Below are 15,920 nucleotides of genomic sequence, written 5' to 3'. Positions count from 1 at the left end.
GTTGTCACGCTTCCTGTTCCAGGATGTTCTTGGCCCGGTAGTACTGATCGTCCTTCAGCCGACCGAAGAGCACGAGCGTGGATCCGAGGGTGTCGGACTGCTCGTAGCGGCCGGGGAAGAACATGAGCATTGGTTTGCCGGTCACGACGCTCTGGAGGTTGTTCAGCACGTTGTGTGACCGGATGTACGGGAAGACCTCGCCGATTCCGGTGAGGAAGAAGATGTCGAAGTCGCCGTCGTCGACCTTGGAGCGAATGGCGGGCGCGAGGTGGAGCTGCGGATCCAGCATGCCTTGGAGGAGCTCGCGGAAGTCGTCTTTGTCTTGGTCGGGCTCCGCGGCGAGTACGCGTTCCCACACGCCGCGTTCCTTGAGGATCTCGACCGAGAGGTCGTAGAGGTTGACCTCGCGAACGTTGATGCCCATCTGGCTCAGTCTGTTCTTGACCCGCTTCTTGATCTGCGCGACCGCAAGAGCGTCCTCCGGCGGATATGGGTAGATGAAGAACGGCACTTCGTTGCCGAGGCCCTCCATCTGGAGAAACCGCTTACTGCTGAGCACTGCGAACAGGTGCTTCTCTTGCTTGGCTAGGTCGACGCTGCTCATTGCACACCCACTGCCGTGGGGAAGAAGCGAATGTCGCTCGGAGCGCGGGCATACAGCACGTCGGAGACGCGAGATGACAGCACGGTGGGGACGATTCGGCCGTCATCCGTGAGAAGCACTGCCTCGACGAGCATCTGAAACAGGTTGGAGCGGAGCCTCTGCAGGGTGGAGCTCTTGAGGTTCGCGACCTCTTCGTGCCAGAGCGCCTTGCTCCGGATGAACCCGTCGAAGTCGTCGTAATCGAGCGTGGCTGTCAGGAGAAGAAAGCGCTCACGAAGGACCTCTTCGGCGAACTCGCCGATCAGGCTGTAGCGGCGGCATGCGGCAGTCCACAACAGGTGACCGCGCTCTGATGTCGTCGCGTCGATTACTAATTCGAGTTCGCCGTCGCTCAGGACGGAAAGACGCTGGGCAACCTCGCGAGCGAGCCGCCGTCCGGTAGCAACGGTTCGAGACTGGAGCAGGTTGTCGTCATCAATGAGCTGGCGGACCTTCATCCAGTCGTGCTCGCGGAGGTACATCGGAGCAGCGATGAGCGCTTCGCGCATGAGAAGCGCACCGCTGGTGAACGACAGTGCGTAGCGCGAACCCCGAGACGTGTCCATCATCATGTGCACCTCCTTCTGGCCACCAACAAAGTCGTTCAAGATATCGCGACCGTCAGACATCCCGGCCTGACGATGATCAGTGCCGTCATTTGGGTGGGGGCTGCGCCTCTGGGACAGCTGCTCCGCCATTGCGGACCCACTCGTCGACCTCGCTCGCTTGGAACTTCCAGAGACGGCCGATCTTGTGAGCGGGCATCGCCTTATCGGCGATCCACGAGTAGACCGTGTCCTTCGTGACGCCCAGGTGGGCGGCGATATCGTCGGCAGACAGCCAAGGCTCAGACATAGAGAACGCAGAACCTTTCGCTTCGACCAAACCTGGTTTCACCGGTTTTGTTCGAGCATAGCCGAGGACGATGCCGGTTTAGCGTGAACCAACAAGGTGTCGCAGATGCCGCATGATCCCCCGCGCTAGTTGGAGCGCCGTGGCCACCGGCAAACCATCGGGTCCTTCGTCAGCCTGGAGCGGCACTGGTGCGCAACGGTACGACTTTGCGTAGATTGGCCCGACCGTGCGATTACGGCGGCATCTCGGTCAACACCGATGGGTCGTACACAGTCCGTGTCCCTCGTTGCCCCACAATCGAACCTGCAGCCGACTCGGGATACCCGTAAATCAAGCCGGAGGACCGTAATAGAGGCGGCTTGGTCAATCGCTATGAACGGCGCGGAGTGCTGCGCGGAGGAGAGTCCACGAGTGGGGACATTCAAATCCGATATGGATGAGAACAGGGGTACATCACAGGGCCGGAATTCGAGTAGTGGATCGTGCTTAAAACGTAAGCACTTCCTGAAAAGTGTGCGAAAGTGAGAACCGGCCCGAATGGAAAATACCTTATTCGTGACCGAAAATTCAAGGTCCTCCACTATCGAGGATGACGGTCCACTTACGACGCTCCTGCAGAGGCCGTGGGTTCTGTTCGATAGTGTCTTGAAATACATCGAGTTGTTCCGTTTACGCTTGCGCCGGCGTGGCCATGACGTTGCGCTGCACGCCCTCGGTGCATTTTCTTCGCCGAGGACGCTCATCAGCGAATCTATGGTCAGAAGATTGGGCTGAAATAATTCGGAATCAACATCGTCGGGTGGTCCAGGCGGCTGACTCTTAACTACCCCACGACACAGCAGAACTTGCACTATGCACTCGCTGTGTTGACCGGGGAAGAATTTGTCGGTCTCGAGGGCGACAAAGAAATACCTGTCGGCGATCGGTCCGCACGTATGGGACCCGCCCCAACGGCTGCCCGCGCCAAGAATTTGACGGACTTGTACGACAAGGTGGCTGAGCAGGTTCAGCCTGGGGCGGTGGTGCTGAGTCATCCATCGGGCTACTGGCTCCGGCAAACAAAGAGGCCTCTGCGCTGCCACGCGCTCTCGGCGAGCGAGGGGTGACGGCAACCTTCGTCGACAATTCGACCAAATCGTCATCAGCGGGAGTGCAGGTGATGACCATGTACCGGGCGAAGGGGATGGAGTTTGCCAACGTCATCCTTGTGGGCGTCAGTGCCAACTCGATGCCCCGCGATTACGTTATCGCCCAACTGCCGGAGGGTGACCGTGTCGATGCCCTGCAGCGGGAACGGTCGTTGGTCTACGGCGCGGCAACCAGGGCGAGAGACGAGCTTGCGGTCATGTGGGTGGGAGAGCCGAGTAGCTTGGTGCCAGTTGGCAGCAGCTGCTAACACCCTCGCCGGATTGCACTTCCAATGGCATCGGATAATCAGACAACGGGGTACCGCAAATCGTGGCTACCGTGTCCTCGCCTTTAAAAGCGCTCTGTGGATAGCTTGATCGCGTCTGTTTAGGAGCTCTTTTGAATTTGAATGGGTAAGACGTTAGTGTCCGCCAACGCCTGGAACTTCCTCGATTACGAAATTCGGATCCCACTCCAAGACCTGCCTTTCCTCGAAATTGGCCAGATCGACGTGACCGTCCATCCCAATCTGAGTAATGAGCGCTGAACCCCCCACTCCTGCAGCTCCGCCGGAAGCCATGATTAACTCCGATTCCTCTGCTGAGATCGTGCCGGCATCGATGGCCGATTGAAGATCTCTGTCGAATTCGCGGTAATCAGATAGATCCGTAATGTTAGTTTGTCTTGCTTTTTCTGAAAGATTACTCCAGTTAGCTCCCCATTTCTTTGTAACGTACTCCTTAAGCTCTAGTTCAGCCTCGATGAACTCCGGCCAATACATAAACGGCTGCCGCTTTGCGATTGTAGACGAATCTTTATAGGCGAACGACAGTATGCCCTTCACTATATTTCGTGTCGTGCGCATATTTGTAAGCGGGAGTAGCGCTCTCTCGTCCATTATTTGTTGAACTCTGTGTTTAATCCCATTCGTTTGCTCGCCTTCCAGCTCTCCTTGAACAGAGAACGTTGTAGCGCAGTCCAAAGCGACAGTCTTGTCAGAATTGACCGCCCACCTAGTGCACCGCGTCGGGCCGCCTAGGTCATACTCTTGGATGACGAGCTGAAGGACCTGATCATGCTCATTTGTAGGCGGTGCGGAACGCATCCGTTGTTGAATATTCTCAAACAATCGATTCGTATCGAGCGATTTCATCACACCCATTTCCGAAACTATTTCGGAAATGTGGGCATTTACAGGCTTCTGGTCAATGGTTGCCCTTCCTGAAGTTGCCACCATGAAGCCCGAAGAGCAAAGCTTGAAATCTCTGATTTTTTCAGTGTATTCGCTAATGGAAGTGTGTGGCCAGCCGTGCACCGTACGGCCATCACTTGCCATCACCACTCCGTCAGTGGCAACTGCTCTGAGTATTATTGTCATGATTCGTTTCCCTCCGTCGCCCTGTCGGCGTTCGAGGACCACGAGGGGCCCAATTCGATTCGAATACCATCTGACCCGGTGAAGTTTGAACTACCGTCTTGGTATCCTTCCAATTTGTTCCTAGGCCGTGAAAGTTCTTCGTTGAGCGCCTCGGGCAGTTCGCTTCGGCTGGTGTCATTTTGTTTACTAGTTAAAAGGTCGAAGACAGACGTGGGGCAGCTGAGCTGAAAGTCGAACGCATCGATGTATGCCGTTCTAATACTGGAATCCTGTCTGTCGACATCTGCATTGGTCATTGCGTCGATAATGGGTGTGTAATAAGACGCGTACAGAGAGCCGGCGGAAGGAGCGTTCGGAGAAGTCTTTGATTCCGCGGGTGGATCTTCAAGGTAGGAAGTCCAGAACCCATTTCTATTGAAATAGGATAAGGAGGCGATGCCGGTCAATCTGTCGAAATTTGGGTGGTGTGTCACCAGAGTGGTCTGCTTTTTTGCCTTTGCGACCACACTTGCCGAGTAGCCCATTGTTCGCCCCTTGGCTTCTAAGAAGTAACAAGTTTTCGGGTGTGACCAGTCAATTCCGTAGAAATCGGGGCGGGACCGTGTTGCTGTAGAGAACGACGGTAGGCTATCGAGGTGTACGAGATGAGAGATATTCAGAACATCACCCGCGATGATTTTGGCTTGCACCATTCCGAGGAAGTAGCTTACAGCGGACTTTTCGCTCGGATCCAGACGCATATAGCCGTCGCTTCGCATAAATCCGGTCGACTGACGTACTAGGTTTGCGTCGGTCATCGCGACTCTCCATATCAGCTCTGCCAACGAGCGGTGTCCTGCTCGGGCTCTTCCGTGCAATGCCGTGCGAACGGCACGACTTCCTCCGGATCCAGCGGGTGCGACCCCGACGGTTGTGGCCGCATGGATCATCTTGGCATCACTGACCAGACAGTGGCCGGCCTTCGCGATTGATGCCGGAAATTTTGCGGCTTCGTATTGGATCGAGTTCACCTTTGCCATTGAAGCAGAACCAAGCGTATATGTTTCGATTTATGAGTACAGCTTAGTGATGAGAATCGCGGCGGGTGGCCCCAGGTTGAACGAGACATGCTTTAGCGTCGACTGTTGTAGGGTCTTAGATCGGCCGCGCTGCTCCACCGTCCGCAGGGGCTACCTTGCGCTCTCCGCAGATGGTATTCGCCACTGCTGGTAGCGCTCATCGAGATGCCACATGGACGCTCACTGAAATTCCCCTCCTGGGTGGCACCGCCAACCAGGGCGGGTCTCCCGGGATGCCGATGGTCTCGTACCACCCACCAGCTACTCTTGAGGCAGACCCGCTCCGCATGCGTATACGGGATGCCCCAGGCCGAGAGTGCGGTTTCTCGTCCACCAGAATCGCATCAATTCCGCCCGTATGGTGCGAGAGTCGATACCGATTAACATCAGCCAGAACTTAACCTTAAGAGGGAGTGATCCGAGGCGTCGAAGTCTTAGAGACTGGCTGCGAAGTCGTGGGGGCTGGCACGCTAAGGCTTTGGATCAAAGAGCTGGACACGCTCACCAAGTTGATACCCGATCCTTGGGTGGTGAAGGCCGCAGGCGCGCTGGTTGTCAACTTGATGGGAATGCATTTCTGCGCACACACCCGATACCATTGTCCGCAGCTTTTCGAGCATGTCTGTCCGAATTTGACCCGCGAGTAAAGCATGGCTGCCGAGGTCGCTGTTGTCGACTTCGGCACGGTTCTTGCGAAGAGCCACTCAGATCAAGGACTAGAGGCCCGGTACTGTCCCTCCGGGGGTGACATGGGCGGGCTTTCCGCGGTTGGGTGCCGTGTGCTTGTACGGTGACAGAATTGCCGTCGAGAAGCCGCGAGGAGATCTTGGCGCGGTATTCGGATGTCTTGGAGCAAACGCTCCAATGGATACCTCGCGCTCCAAGATCGACCGTCCGTTGTCGAGATGCATATTGCGCGAGACTGGCTCCTAATCCGGCGGCGCATTCTGTTCCACGGCAGTTCGAACTCAGGCGGCCGGCGATCGTGGCTTGATTTCGCTCACGTAACCATTCCTGCCCGAAAGGCAGCCAGTGCCGCCTCGACTCGATTGCGCACACCGAGTTTCACGAAGATCCCGGAGATATGGGTTTTCACCGTTGTCTCACTGAGGTACAGCTCAGAGGAGATGTCCGCATTGGTCGAACCAGTAGCCAAGATGCGCAGCACATCTCGCTCCCGTGGGCTCAGCATGTCCATCGACACCGATTGCCGGGCCGCCGGCAGCATCGACGTCGCCACAATCTTCCGGAGCGAATCCTCACTGAACAACGTGTTGCCGGATGCCACTGCTCGAACCGACTGATGGAACGTCTCGGGTGCCTCGCTCTTGCTCAGGAAGCTATGCGCCCCAACCTCGATGGCCCGTACCACCAGATCGTCCACATCCATCGCCGTCATCGCGATGACTTTCGGTGGGTGGGCCAGCGTCATCAACTCGCGGGTGGAATCCAGTCCGCCGACCCGTCGCATCTGAAGATCCATCAGCACCACGTGCGGCCGGTACGCCGCCACTGCAGCAGACACCTGGTCACCGTCCTCCACGTCGGCGACCACCGAAATGTCCGTGGTCTTCGCGAAGATGTCGGTCACGCCCCGCCGAACGAAGGGGTCGTCGTCGACGATCAGAACGGTGATCACGGCTGGCGCTGTCATGGTTCGCTGAGCTTAGAACGCGACTCCGACACTGCCCGTCAGGAGTACCACGGCAACCAGCACGACACCACGAACTCACCAGGCTGCGCGCCGGCACTGAACGTGCCGCCTACCCCGTGGACCTGCTCGGCCAAGCCCGCCAACCCTGTGCCCGACCCGTGCGCGAACGCAGGTTGCCCCATCAGCTGATTGCGCACATCGACGCGCACGCCCGTCTGATCTGACCCGTGCACCGCCACCCGAACGGTCGAACCGTCAGCGTGCTTCTGCGCATTGGTCAGCGATTCCTGCACCACCCGATACGCCACATGACTGCTCGCAGCCCCAATATCACCGGGCGTCACGTCGAGCATCAGTGACGTGTGCAAGCCCGCGTCCAGCGCCGAGTGCACCAGATCGGAGATGCCCTCGACACTCTGCCGGCCACCGCTCGAGGCATCGGCCGATCCGCGCAGCACACCGATGATGCGCTTGAGCTCATCGAGCGCATCGTGGGCGGTCTGCCGAATCATCGACGCCGTCTGGGCTACCTTCTCGGGCCCGTCGGCGCTGTTGACCTGCATTCCGCCTGCGAACAACGAGATGCGGCTCAGGCTCGCGGCGAGGGTGTCGTGCATGTCGCGGGCGATGCGGGCACGTTCCGCATTCAGCAGCATCTCCTCACGAAGAGCGTTGGACTCCACCGTCACCTTGTCACGGGTGACCACAGCCTCCGTCAGGTCGGATCGCGTGCGGCGCAGTATTGCTCCACCCACGACCAACCCGACGAGCACTGCCGCGACGACCCACGGAATCCAGGCCGGGACGTCCCATTCCACCGGTACGGATCCGTCCTCGGCCTTCGTCGAACCGATGGTCAGGACGGAGTAGTACCGACTGCGATGCGCGTCGTACGTCAACGACACCCCGCACGCGACATATACCGCGACGGCAGCAAGCACCAGCGGCTTGGTGCGTGCGAACGCACCGACGGCAAACAGGGCAATCAACGCGGCCGTCGCATCGGTGGCGAAGAACAACGGCCCGGCCAACGCCAGTCCCAGAACCACCCATGGCCGTTCGTGTCGCCAGATCAACGCGACACCGGCGATCAGGTTGAGCGTGACTCCGAGGCCCAGGTTCCACCCGGGCGTCCCGGACGAGCCCGCCAACCCGGCGGTCATCAACGAGCAGAACAGGCTGAAGGCCACCGCCGCCGTAGTCCAGGCTTTGCGGCGCAGGGTGCCTGCCCGGTGGGTGCTCACGAGGAGAAGCGTACGGCCGTGCACCGACACGGCGAATCGTCCGAACGGCCCGCATGACCCATCGGATGCGACCGAAAGGAGGAGGCGTACCGACCGGTCAGCCGAGGCGCGGACAGGGCCGACTGCGGTGTGGTTGATGCATCGCCGAACGAGAGGAATTTCGACATGACCAACCACAACCCGAACCCCCAGCAGCAGTACGCCCCGCCCGCTCCCGAGCAGAAGAAGAGTTGGTTTGCCCGACACAAGATCCTGACCGTCATCCTGGCTATCGTCGTGCTGGGTGTCCTCATTCGGCTCATCGGTGGTGGTTCGTCGGAGAGCCCGACAGCTCCCGCGCCGGCCGGATCCCCGTCGTCGGAAGAAGCGGCTCCTGCGGCCCCGGCCGAGCCGACTCAGCCGGGCATCGGCGTCCCAGTGCGCGACGGAAAGTTCGAGTTCGTCGTCACCGCGGTCGTACCACCCGTCGCGACGGTCGGTTCGGAATACCTGACGCAGACCGCACAGGGCGAGTTCGTTCAGGTGACGATGACCGTGCGCAACATCGGCGATCGTGCGCAGAGCTTGGACGCTTCCTCGCAGAAGTTGCTCGACGCGGACGGCAAGCAGTACTCGGTCGACAGCCTCGCAACTGCCTACCTCGACGAGGGCATCGGCTACGAGCAAATCAACCCGGGCAACGCGCTGGACACGACTGTCGTGTTCGACGTCCCCGTCGGGACCGTGCCTGCGGAAATCGAGCTGCATGATTCGGCGTTCTCGGGCGGTACGACGGTTGCGCTGCGGTAGCCGTCGCTATTCGCTCTTCCGTTATCCCGCAATTCAATTCATTCGACGCAGCTCAGGCTGCGTCCCACGGAAGGAAACAATGACCAACCCGAAACTATCTCTCGTTGCTGCTTTGCTCGACAGGTCCGGTTCGATGCATTCCATCGCCGACGACACCCGCGGCGGATTCGATTCGTTCATTGCCAGGGAGCGTGAGGCCGACGGTCGGACCGTGGTCACGCTGGCGCAGTTCGACAACCGGTACGAGCTGGTCTACGACAACGTGCCGATCGAGGACGTCGACCCGCTCATGCTCGAGCCGCGGGGTGGCACCGCGTTGTACGACGCGATCGGCCGGCTCGTCAGCGAGGTCGGGGCCGGGCTGGCCACGATGCCGGAGGATGAGCGCCCCGGCTCGGTAACGGTGCTCGTGATGACGGACGGTCACGAGAACTCAAGCCAGGAGTGGACGAATTCGGCTGTGCGCGAGTTGATCCAGCGGCAGGAGGCTGAGTACAACTGGGACTTCGTGTTCTTGGGATCGAACATCGACGCCGTCGAGGTGGGTGCCGACCTGGGCTTTCAGCGTCGCAAGTCGATGACATACGTCTCGACGTCGTTGGGTGTGACGGCAGCTTTCGATTCGGTGGCGGACTACCAACACCGGAAGCGATCGGCGGGTGTCGATGCGTGTTCGGTATCGGCCTTTACCCCGGCGGACCGCAGACGGGCGCGAGGGGAGTAGGGGGAGGTCTACTACTTTCTCCTCGACACCGCCGGCGGTGGTCAGCTCGGCACCGAGAGTCTCACCAGGCCACCGGTCCGGCGTCGTCGAAGAATCCGCCCCGCGGGCCATCGTCGGGCAGACTGGCAAGCTTCAGAGCGATGCGCGCACCCTCCTCCGGCGTGCGTGTGGATGCAAATCCGGTGAAATCCGTTGCCACATAGCCCGGGCAGCATGCATTCACGATCACCGCAGTATCCGCGAGCTGCCGTGCGTACTGCACGGTCATCGCGTTCACCATGGTCTTGGATGGAGCATATGCCGCCATTACCGGGCCGGTCTGTAGCGCGAGCGAGCCCATGTTGCTCGAGACATTGACAATGCGTGGCGAGGCAGACCGAAGAAGCGTCGGAAGTAGTGCGTTCGTCACTCGGATGACTCCGAATACGTTGGTGTTTAACGTAGTTCGCAGCACGTCGATATCCAGCGTCGTCGGATTCTGTTGGTCGCCGCCGGAAATGCCTGCGTTGTTCACCAGTATGTCCAGGTCGTCGATCGAGGCGGCGGCGGCAGCAACGCTGTCGTCGGAGGTGACATCGAGAGGGACTCCGAAGGCATCGATGCCCGCAGTACGAAGCTTGTCGACCGCATCCTGTCGTCGTGCATCGTTGCGGGCCCCTACTCCTACTCTGATTCCCTGCATTCCGAGTCCGTGTGCGATAGCAAAGCCGATCCCTTTGTTGGCGCCGGTGATCAGCGCGGTCTTTGTCGTCATGCGATCCATGGTCGGCGTCGAGAGCAAGTGCGTCCAATACCGATCGACCAACCAGTGATACTCGACGGGTATCACAGCTACGCTGCCGTAGTGGACGATCTCGAAACACGCGAACTCCGGTACTTCATCGCCGTTGCAGAGGAGCTGCACTTCGGACGCGCAGCGCAACGATTGGGGATCGCCCAGCCACCGCTCTCGCGAGCGATCAGCAGGATTGAGCGCCGACTCGGCGTCGCCCTCCTGGATCGGAATCGCCGCGGAGTCGCACTCACTGTTGCCGGTGCCGTGCTCCTGAGGGACGCTGCGACGGCGCTCGACGCTGTCGCAGCGGCAGCGCAGCGAGCGCGAGCCGCCGGTGCCAGAGTCAAGCTGGTGACCAAAGCCGGTGCGTCCCACGAGCTCCTACGCCGCGTTCTCGATGCGTACCCCGCTGACGTGGATGTCTTGTTATGCGAAGTCGGTGAGCAGGCCGAATATCTTCGCCGCGGTGACGCCGACGTTGCGTTGATGCATCGTCCCGTCGATGACCTCGTCGGGTTCGACTCCGAGGACCTCCTCACAGAGGGGCAAGTCGCGATCGTTCCGTGTGATCACCCCTTGGCCTCGAAAGACGAACTGAGCATGGACGATATCCGTGACGTCCCGGATCTGCCGATGGCCCGCTGGCCGCAGCTCGACGGCACCTATCCGAAGGGTCCCGGGCCCGAGGTACGCGCTCAAACGCAGATCGCACAACTGGTCGCGCTGGGTCAGGCGCTGCTGGTGATCCCAGCATCGAGTCGCGCGTGGCAATGGCCCGAGCATGTGGCCGTACCTGTGTCCGATGCGCCGATGATCACGACGGTCATCGCGTGGCCGGCCGGAGTCCGATCGCCGGCGGTATCGGCACTGGTCCGGTCGGCCGTCGGGATTGCGTTCGAGTGATGGACTGCAAACTTGGGCGATGGCAAGGCTTTCAGCGCGGCAGGTCGATGACGTACGTTTCGACGTCGGCCGGGTGACGGCGGCCTTCGATTCGGTTGCGGACTTCCAGCATCGGAAGCGATCGGCCGGTGTCGATGCGTATTCGGCGTCGGCCTTCACTTCCGAGGACCGCAGACGCGCACGAGGGGACTAGCAGAGATTGCCTATGGGGAAGCGAAAATGCTCTTAGTTCATTCGGTCGAATGAATTTTTGCGCTGCACTGAAACATTCCGACCCGCCGGTCCTATACCTACTCAGCACCACTTCGACCAGAGACCAGGACTTCATGACATTTCCGCACGATCCGAATCAGCCGCAGTCCTCAGGGCAGGCCCCCTACGGGCAGCCACAAGGCTCTTACGGTGCCCAGCCACCTACGCAGGGACAGCCTTACGCGCAGCAGCCTTACGCTCAGCAGCCGTATGGACAGCCGCAGCCGCCCGCGAAGAAGAAGCGGAAGTGGCCGTGGGTTGTGGGTGGCGTCGTGCTGGTTCTTGTTGTGGGCGGAATGTTGGGTGGGGGTGATGATGAGAAGTCCACAACGGCACAATCCACAACCTCGTCCACGGCTGCACCTGTCGCAGCCGGAAATGCTCCTTCTGCTGCGGTCGTTGCTCCTGTCGAATCGGTTTCCCCCGCAACCGAACCCGAGCAGGCGGCACCGGGTATCGGCCAGGAAGTCCGCGATGGCAAGTTCGGTTTCGTCGTGACTGGCGTCGAGACAGGTGTTACGACCCTGGGCGACAACCCGTACCTTCAGAAAGACGCACTAGGGCAGTTCGTGCTGGTCAGTGTCACGGTGACCAATGTTTCCGATAAGGCGCAAAGCTACTTCGGCTCGAACCAGAAGCTGATCGATGTCCAAGGTCGCGAGTTCGAGAACGACGCGATGGCAGCGATCAATCTGGAGGCAGAAACTGCAATCGGGGGAGATATCAACCCCGGTCTGTCGCAGAACATAACGATCGTGTTCGACATCCCCGCGGATGCGGTCCCCGCGACACTCGAAGTACACGATTCCGTCTTCTCCGGTGGGGCTGAGATCTCCCTGCGATAGCTTAGAGGTTTTCGTTGGCCGGGCACCGAGACGGTGCCCGGCCATTCGCCGTAGTCAGCTAGCGAGATTGTGGGTAATCGCCGCCCGACTGCCGGCGTCTCGTCTCAGTTCAGCTCAAGGAGCCAAGAACCTGAGCTGTCGTCGTCACCGACCGCCGTATTTCGAGGTGGTGCGACTTTCCAACCACTGCAGCGCAATCGTGGGCGGCAGTGCCATCACGAGTATCAACACAACCGTGCCCATGATGTTTTCCATCCGCACCAGGCTGACGTTGCGGAGCAGTTCGTATCCGATGCCGCTGGACGACGAGAACATCTCGGCCAGAAGCAGTCCCAGGAACGCCAAGCCGAAGGTCATTCGCATACCCGTCGCGAGCGCCGGGAGCACGGCGGGAATGACGATCTGACGGATCAACCTGGGCCAGCTCACCTGCAGTGATGCTGCCATGTTCAAGTGAATTCTCTGGACCGATGCCGTGGCCTCGACGGCGACGAGGAACATCGGGATGAAGGCGGCGTAGAAGGAGAATCCGAATCGGCTCAATGCGCCGATACCGAGGAATGACAGGAAGATCGGGTATAGCACGATCTTCGGGATGCTGTTGATCGAGTAGACGATCGGGGCGATGGTTCGGGTCCAGAACGGACTCAGTCCGAGCGTCAGGCCCAGCAGGGAACCCACGACCGTGCTGGCCAGAAACGCGAGCACAAGAATACGTAGCGAGTCGCCGACGTTGGCGCGGAAGTCTGCCTTGCCCAGGTCTTCGACGAGCGAGGCCATGGCCTCGGCAGGCGTCGGGAAGATGAGACTGTCGACCAGAACGGCCGCTACCCACCAGATCAAGACCGCGACGACGGCCACGACCAGTGGTGGGAGGAAGCGGCGGGCGTTGGTGCGGCCCGCGGACGAGGTGACCTTCGGGGGAGCGGTGGGTGTGGTGGCTACTCTGTCCAAGGTGCTGCTCATCAGCGGCGCCTCCAATCGAATCGGTTGAGCGCGAGAGAGATCAGCGAGGTCGAGAGCAGAGCGATCAGCGCCACGATGAGGATCCCGGCGTACATGTCGGCGATGTCGAACCCGTCGTAGGCTATCGAGATGAAGTGCCCGAGCCCTTGCGTCGACAGGATGAACTCGCTGGCCAACACCGAAATGACGGCGTACGAGAGCCCCAGTTTCAGTCCGGTCACGATGCTCGGCAACGCGTACGGAAGCAGAACCGATCGGAAGTACTGCCACCGCGTGAGCATCAGTGTGGTGCCGAGCTTGGTGACGATCGGCGACACCGAGTTGAAACCGGTGCGTGCGTTCAACGCGACTACGCCGAAGGCGAAGATGGTGGACAGAATGGCGATCGGAGCCACACCGGCACCGAACAGCACCACCATGATGGGGTACAGCGCGAACGTCGGGACGGCGTAGTAGACGTTGAGGTACGGCTGAAATGCTCTGTCCCACAGCTCGTACCGCCACAGAACGTATGCGGCGGCGACACCGAGTACGGAGCTGAGCACGAACGCCAGAACGATGATGCCGAGCGTCCGGCCCAACTCGTCGACCAGGAAGTCCGGGTCGGTCAGCAGGCTCAGCGACGTCGAGATCATATCGGTCACCGGCACGATGTCGAGCGGAGAAGCGAAGAACCGTGCCGAGATGTCGATGGTCACCAGTGCCGCGACGAGGATGAGTACGGTCCAGCCCCATGCGGGGAGACCGAGTTGTGTGGAGGGTGCCGGCCGGATGTATCCGGGGACCACGGAGGCGCGCGTGCTCTCGCGCGTCGGCGCACTCATGGTTCGATGCTCATCGTCTTCTTGGCTTCGTCGCGCAGACTCGACCAAATGCGTTCGTGCAGAGCAGTAGCCGCTGGGCTGGCGAGAACGTCCTCGGAGCGCGGACGGGGCAGGTCGATGTCCATCTCGTCGATGAATCGACCGGGCCGCGCACTCATCACCAGTACGCGATCGGATAGCAGTACCGCTTCCTGGATGCTGTGGGTGATGAACAAGACTCCGCACGTCAGCTTTTCGACGATCTTGAGTAGCTCGTACGACATGACCAGTCGCGTCTGCTCGTCGAGCGCACCGAACGGCTCGTCCGCGAGTATGAGGTCGGGTTCCATGGACAGGCAGCGCGCGATGGCCACACGCTGGCGCATACCGCCGGACAACTGGGTGGGGTAGTGGTCACCGAACTTGCTCAGCCCCACTGTGTTCAGCAGCTCGTCGGCGCGGGCGCGCCTCTCTTTCTTGCCGACACCTCGGACTTCGAGAGCGAACCCGACGTTGTCGCGGACGGTCCGCCAGGGCAGCGTCGCCGATTCCTGGAAGATGACCGCAGTCTTGGATCGAGGGCCGGTGAGCGGTTGCCCGTCGACCTGCACGGTGCCGCCATCGTGATCCTGGAGTCCGGCGAACACCTCGAGCAGGGTGGACTTGCCGCAGCCACTGGGACCGACGACGGAGACGAATTCTCCTCGGCCGATGGACAAGTCGATCTCGTGGAGGGCGGTGACATCACCGAAGTGCCGCGAGACCGACGAGGCGACGGCGATGGCGGAGGTGGTGTCGGGGCGGGGTCGAGTCGTTGCGTGAGTCACGTCGCTACCTTCTGGTGGTGGGAAATTGCGGTCAGGAGTCGCAGTCGCCGGGAACATCGTTCTCTACTCCCGCGGCGAGGAAGTCCGGGTCGAACAGGGTGCAGAAGTTGGGTACTCGATCGCTCCCGGACGCTTCCACGCCGTCCTGGGCGGATTCGACCGACGCGGCGTCGAAGCCGCCACCCCAGGTGTCGACCGAGGATGCGCGCTCGACCACCGCGATAGCCGACTCCATATCGAATCCGGTGTAATCCGAATAAATCTGCGCTGCCGCAACAGGATCGGCCTTGATCGACGCCACCGCCTCGGTGTAACCGGCATTGATGGCGCGCACGACGCCGGGATTACTCGCGGCGTAATCCTTGGTCGTGGTGATCGTCGACTGCAGGAATCGCGACATGTAGTCGGGGCTGCTGACGATCAGCTTGAAATCCCCCGGTCGCTGTTCGGCGACGATGGAGGGAACGAGTGCGATATCGACGTTGCCGGCTTCGAGTAGTGCGAAGCCCTCGCCGATACCGCCGGAGGCAACCCGCTCGATCCGGCTCGGGTCGACGCCCGCAACGGAGGGAAGCAGACGCGTCAGAGCATCGGACGCCGAGTTGGGCCGGGTGTAAGCCCACCGGCGGACGTCCTCGATGGAGTTGGTGTCGGGGTTGGAGGCGAGTGCGTAGAAGTTCATCGGGTACGGCCCCTGCGTGCCGCCGCCGACGATGCGCAGTTCGGAGCCGGCCGCGTCCGCCTGCACGATCGACGGGTAGCTGACCTCACCGATGGGGATGTTGCCGTCGAGCAGCGTGCGCATGGTCGCGCTACCGCCCTTGCCCGGCACGATGTTCTCGACGATCACGCCGTGCTTCTCGAACAGTCCCTGCTTCTGCGCGACAAGCCAAGGGATGCTGTAGATTTCGGCCGCTGCCGAGACGGTGACATCGATCGTGACCGGATTGGCGGGGTCCGCGTCGGGGCCGGGATCCGATCCGCACGCCACCAGCGCGCCGGACAGCGCTACTGCTGTCATGATCGAGGTGATTCGGCGTAAATGCATCTGCGTCCTCGCTTGCTGATCGGCGTGA

At 60.6% G+C, this 15,920-nt stretch carries 18 protein-coding genes and 1 pseudogene; 7 read left to right on the top strand and 12 right to left on the bottom strand.

Translation table 11 applies throughout. From position 1 onward, the window contains the following. Positions 1-4: 4 nt before the first annotated feature. From RFA01S_RS21655 to RFA01S_RS21645, 3 genes are all read right to left on the bottom strand, one after another. Positions 5-604 (bottom strand): DUF1788 domain-containing protein, encoded by a 600-nt coding sequence (locus RFA01S_RS21655; RefSeq protein WP_032406941.1) that lies wholly within the window; start codon positions 602-604, stop codon positions 5-7. After that, positions 601-1,215, bottom strand: a complete 615-nt coding sequence (locus RFA01S_RS21650) for a DUF1819 family protein (RefSeq protein ID WP_032406999.1) — start codon at positions 1,213-1,215, stop codon at positions 601-603. Before RFA01S_RS21650 ends, RFA01S_RS21655 begins: the two co-directional genes overlap by 4 nt. Positions 1,216-1,297: 82 nt before the next feature. Continuing rightward, entirely contained in the window at positions 1,298-1,498 is a 201-nt protein-coding gene (locus tag RFA01S_RS21645) for a helix-turn-helix domain-containing protein (protein ID WP_032406940.1), read from the bottom strand. A gap of 1,102 nt (positions 1,499-2,600) precedes the next feature. On the opposite strand from RFA01S_RS21645, the gene RFA01S_RS28565 reads away from it, so the two are divergent. Then, positions 2,601-2,894 (top strand): 3'-5' exonuclease, encoded by a 294-nt coding sequence (locus RFA01S_RS28565; protein ID WP_139278494.1) that lies wholly within the window; start codon positions 2,601-2,603, stop codon positions 2,892-2,894. A 153-nt stretch (positions 2,895-3,047) separates the two neighbouring features. On the opposite strand, the gene RFA01S_RS21630 is transcribed toward RFA01S_RS28565, so the two are convergent. From RFA01S_RS21630 to RFA01S_RS21615, 4 genes are all read right to left on the bottom strand, one after another. After that, complete coding sequence (locus RFA01S_RS21630) at positions 3,048-4,004, bottom strand: hypothetical protein (protein ID WP_139278493.1); 957 nt, start codon at positions 4,002-4,004, stop codon at positions 3,048-3,050. Next, positions 4,001-5,023 carry a hypothetical protein gene (locus RFA01S_RS27500; protein ID WP_139278492.1) on the bottom strand — a complete coding sequence of 341 codons (1,023 nt, stop codon included), beginning with the start codon at positions 5,021-5,023 and terminating at the stop codon, positions 4,001-4,003. The genes RFA01S_RS21630 and RFA01S_RS27500 overlap by 4 nt, the downstream gene beginning before the upstream one ends. A 1,039-nt stretch (positions 5,024-6,062) precedes the next feature. Then, positions 6,063-6,716: a response regulator gene (locus tag RFA01S_RS21620; protein WP_032406935.1), complete on the bottom strand. Its 654-nt coding sequence runs from the start codon at positions 6,714-6,716 to the stop codon at positions 6,063-6,065. 38 nt (positions 6,717-6,754) lie between these two features. Continuing rightward, positions 6,755-7,960, bottom strand: a complete 1,206-nt coding sequence (locus RFA01S_RS21615; RefSeq protein ID WP_307718875.1) for a sensor histidine kinase — start codon at positions 7,958-7,960, stop codon at positions 6,755-6,757. A gap of 165 nt (positions 7,961-8,125) precedes the next feature. On the opposite strand from RFA01S_RS21615, the gene RFA01S_RS21610 reads away from it, so the two are divergent. Further along, entirely contained in the window at positions 8,126-8,749 is a 624-nt protein-coding gene (locus RFA01S_RS21610; RefSeq protein WP_032406933.1) for a DUF4352 domain-containing protein, read from the top strand. Between the two features lie 79 nt (positions 8,750-8,828). Further along, a complete protein-coding gene (locus RFA01S_RS21605) occupies positions 8,829-9,473 on the top strand; it encodes a vWA domain-containing protein (RefSeq protein ID WP_032406932.1) in 645 nt (214 codons plus the stop codon). 61 nt (positions 9,474-9,534) lie between these two features. Here the strand turns inward: RFA01S_RS21605 and RFA01S_RS21600 are convergent, their stop codons facing one another. Continuing rightward, a complete protein-coding gene (locus RFA01S_RS21600) occupies positions 9,535-10,227 on the bottom strand; it encodes an SDR family NAD(P)-dependent oxidoreductase (protein ID WP_202902200.1) in 693 nt (230 codons plus the stop codon). On the opposite strand from RFA01S_RS21600, the pseudogene RFA01S_RS28450 reads away from it, so the two are divergent. From RFA01S_RS28450 to RFA01S_RS21590, 4 genes and pseudogenes are all read left to right on the top strand, one after another. Then, positions 10,165-10,449: pseudogene (locus RFA01S_RS28450) on the top strand (LysR family transcriptional regulator); the annotation flags it as partial. The gene RFA01S_RS21600 and the pseudogene RFA01S_RS28450 sit on opposite strands and share 63 nt — an antisense overlap. 150 nt (positions 10,450-10,599) lie before the next feature. Next, entirely contained in the window at positions 10,600-11,151 is a 552-nt protein-coding gene (locus RFA01S_RS21595; protein WP_238325084.1) for a LysR substrate-binding domain-containing protein, read from the top strand. A 19-nt stretch (positions 11,152-11,170) separates the two neighbouring features. Continuing rightward, the gene (locus RFA01S_RS27875; protein WP_155290484.1) at positions 11,171-11,344 is read left to right on the top strand and encodes a hypothetical protein; all 174 of its coding nucleotides are present in this window, start codon (positions 11,171-11,173) and stop codon (positions 11,342-11,344) included. A 133-nt stretch (positions 11,345-11,477) separates the two neighbouring features. Beyond that, the gene (locus RFA01S_RS21590; RefSeq protein WP_072692190.1) at positions 11,478-12,248 is read left to right on the top strand and encodes a DUF4352 domain-containing protein; all 771 of its coding nucleotides are present in this window, start codon (positions 11,478-11,480) and stop codon (positions 12,246-12,248) included. Between the two features lie 144 nt (positions 12,249-12,392). Here RFA01S_RS21590 and RFA01S_RS21585 read toward each other — a convergent pair whose 3' ends face one another. The 4 genes from RFA01S_RS21585 to RFA01S_RS21570 all read right to left on the bottom strand — a co-directional run bounded on the left by RFA01S_RS21585 (position 12,393) and on the right by RFA01S_RS21570 (position 15,892). After that, on the bottom strand, positions 12,393-13,214 hold the full coding sequence (locus RFA01S_RS21585) for an ABC transporter permease (RefSeq protein ID WP_032406930.1): 822 nt from the start codon (positions 13,212-13,214) through the stop codon (positions 12,393-12,395). Beyond that, positions 13,214-14,038, bottom strand: a complete 825-nt coding sequence (locus tag RFA01S_RS21580) for an ABC transporter permease (RefSeq protein WP_032406929.1) — start codon at positions 14,036-14,038, stop codon at positions 13,214-13,216. The genes RFA01S_RS21585 and RFA01S_RS21580 overlap by 1 nt, the downstream gene beginning before the upstream one ends. Continuing rightward, positions 14,035-14,799 (bottom strand): ABC transporter ATP-binding protein, encoded by a 765-nt coding sequence (locus RFA01S_RS21575; RefSeq protein ID WP_052060630.1) that lies wholly within the window; start codon positions 14,797-14,799, stop codon positions 14,035-14,037. The genes RFA01S_RS21580 and RFA01S_RS21575 overlap by 4 nt, the downstream gene beginning before the upstream one ends. Before the next feature lie 76 nt (positions 14,800-14,875). Next, positions 14,876-15,892 carry an ABC transporter substrate-binding protein gene (locus RFA01S_RS21570; protein ID WP_032406928.1) on the bottom strand — a complete coding sequence of 339 codons (1,017 nt, stop codon included), beginning with the start codon at positions 15,890-15,892 and terminating at the stop codon, positions 14,876-14,878. Positions 15,893-15,920 lie beyond the last annotated feature (28 nt).

Source organism: Rhodococcoides fascians NBRC 12155 = LMG 3623, from assembly GCF_001894785.1.
GTDB lineage: Bacteria > Actinomycetota > Actinomycetes > Mycobacteriales > Mycobacteriaceae > Rhodococcoides > Rhodococcoides fascians.
This window is presented reverse-complemented; position numbering and strand designations above follow the sequence as displayed.

Coding starts and splice junctions, on each gene's coding strand:
- RFA01S_RS21590 (WP_072692190.1), top strand. CDS start 11,478: ATGACATTTCCGCACGATCCGAATCAGCCGCAGTCCTCAGGGCAGGCC.
- RFA01S_RS27875 (WP_155290484.1), top strand. CDS start 11,171: ATGGCAAGGCTTTCAGCGCGGCAGGTCGATGACGTACGTTTCGACGTC.
- RFA01S_RS21605 (WP_032406932.1), top strand. CDS start 8,829: ATGACCAACCCGAAACTATCTCTCGTTGCTGCTTTGCTCGACAGGTCC.
- RFA01S_RS21580 (WP_032406929.1), bottom strand. CDS start 14,038: ATGAGTGCGCCGACGCGCGAGAGCACGCGCGCCTCCGTGGTCCCCGGA.
- RFA01S_RS21570 (WP_032406928.1), bottom strand. CDS start 15,892: ATGCATTTACGCCGAATCACCTCGATCATGACAGCAGTAGCGCTGTCC.
- RFA01S_RS21620 (WP_032406935.1), bottom strand. CDS start 6,716: ATGACAGCGCCAGCCGTGATCACCGTTCTGATCGTCGACGACGACCCC.
- RFA01S_RS21585 (WP_032406930.1), bottom strand. CDS start 13,214: ATGAGCAGCACCTTGGACAGAGTAGCCACCACACCCACCGCTCCCCCG.
- RFA01S_RS21600 (WP_202902200.1), bottom strand. CDS start 10,227: ATGACGACAAAGACCGCGCTGATCACCGGCGCCAACAAAGGGATCGGC.
- RFA01S_RS21650 (WP_032406999.1), bottom strand. CDS start 1,215: ATGATGATGGACACGTCTCGGGGTTCGCGCTACGCACTGTCGTTCACC.
- RFA01S_RS21645 (WP_032406940.1), bottom strand. CDS start 1,498: ATGTCTGAGCCTTGGCTGTCTGCCGACGATATCGCCGCCCACCTGGGC.
- RFA01S_RS27500 (WP_139278492.1), bottom strand. CDS start 5,023: ATGGCAAAGGTGAACTCGATCCAATACGAAGCCGCAAAATTTCCGGCA.
- RFA01S_RS21630 (WP_139278493.1), bottom strand. CDS start 4,004: ATGACAATAATACTCAGAGCAGTTGCCACTGACGGAGTGGTGATGGCA.
- RFA01S_RS21610 (WP_032406933.1), top strand. CDS start 8,126: ATGACCAACCACAACCCGAACCCCCAGCAGCAGTACGCCCCGCCCGCT.
- RFA01S_RS21655 (WP_032406941.1), bottom strand. CDS start 604: ATGAGCAGCGTCGACCTAGCCAAGCAAGAGAAGCACCTGTTCGCAGTG.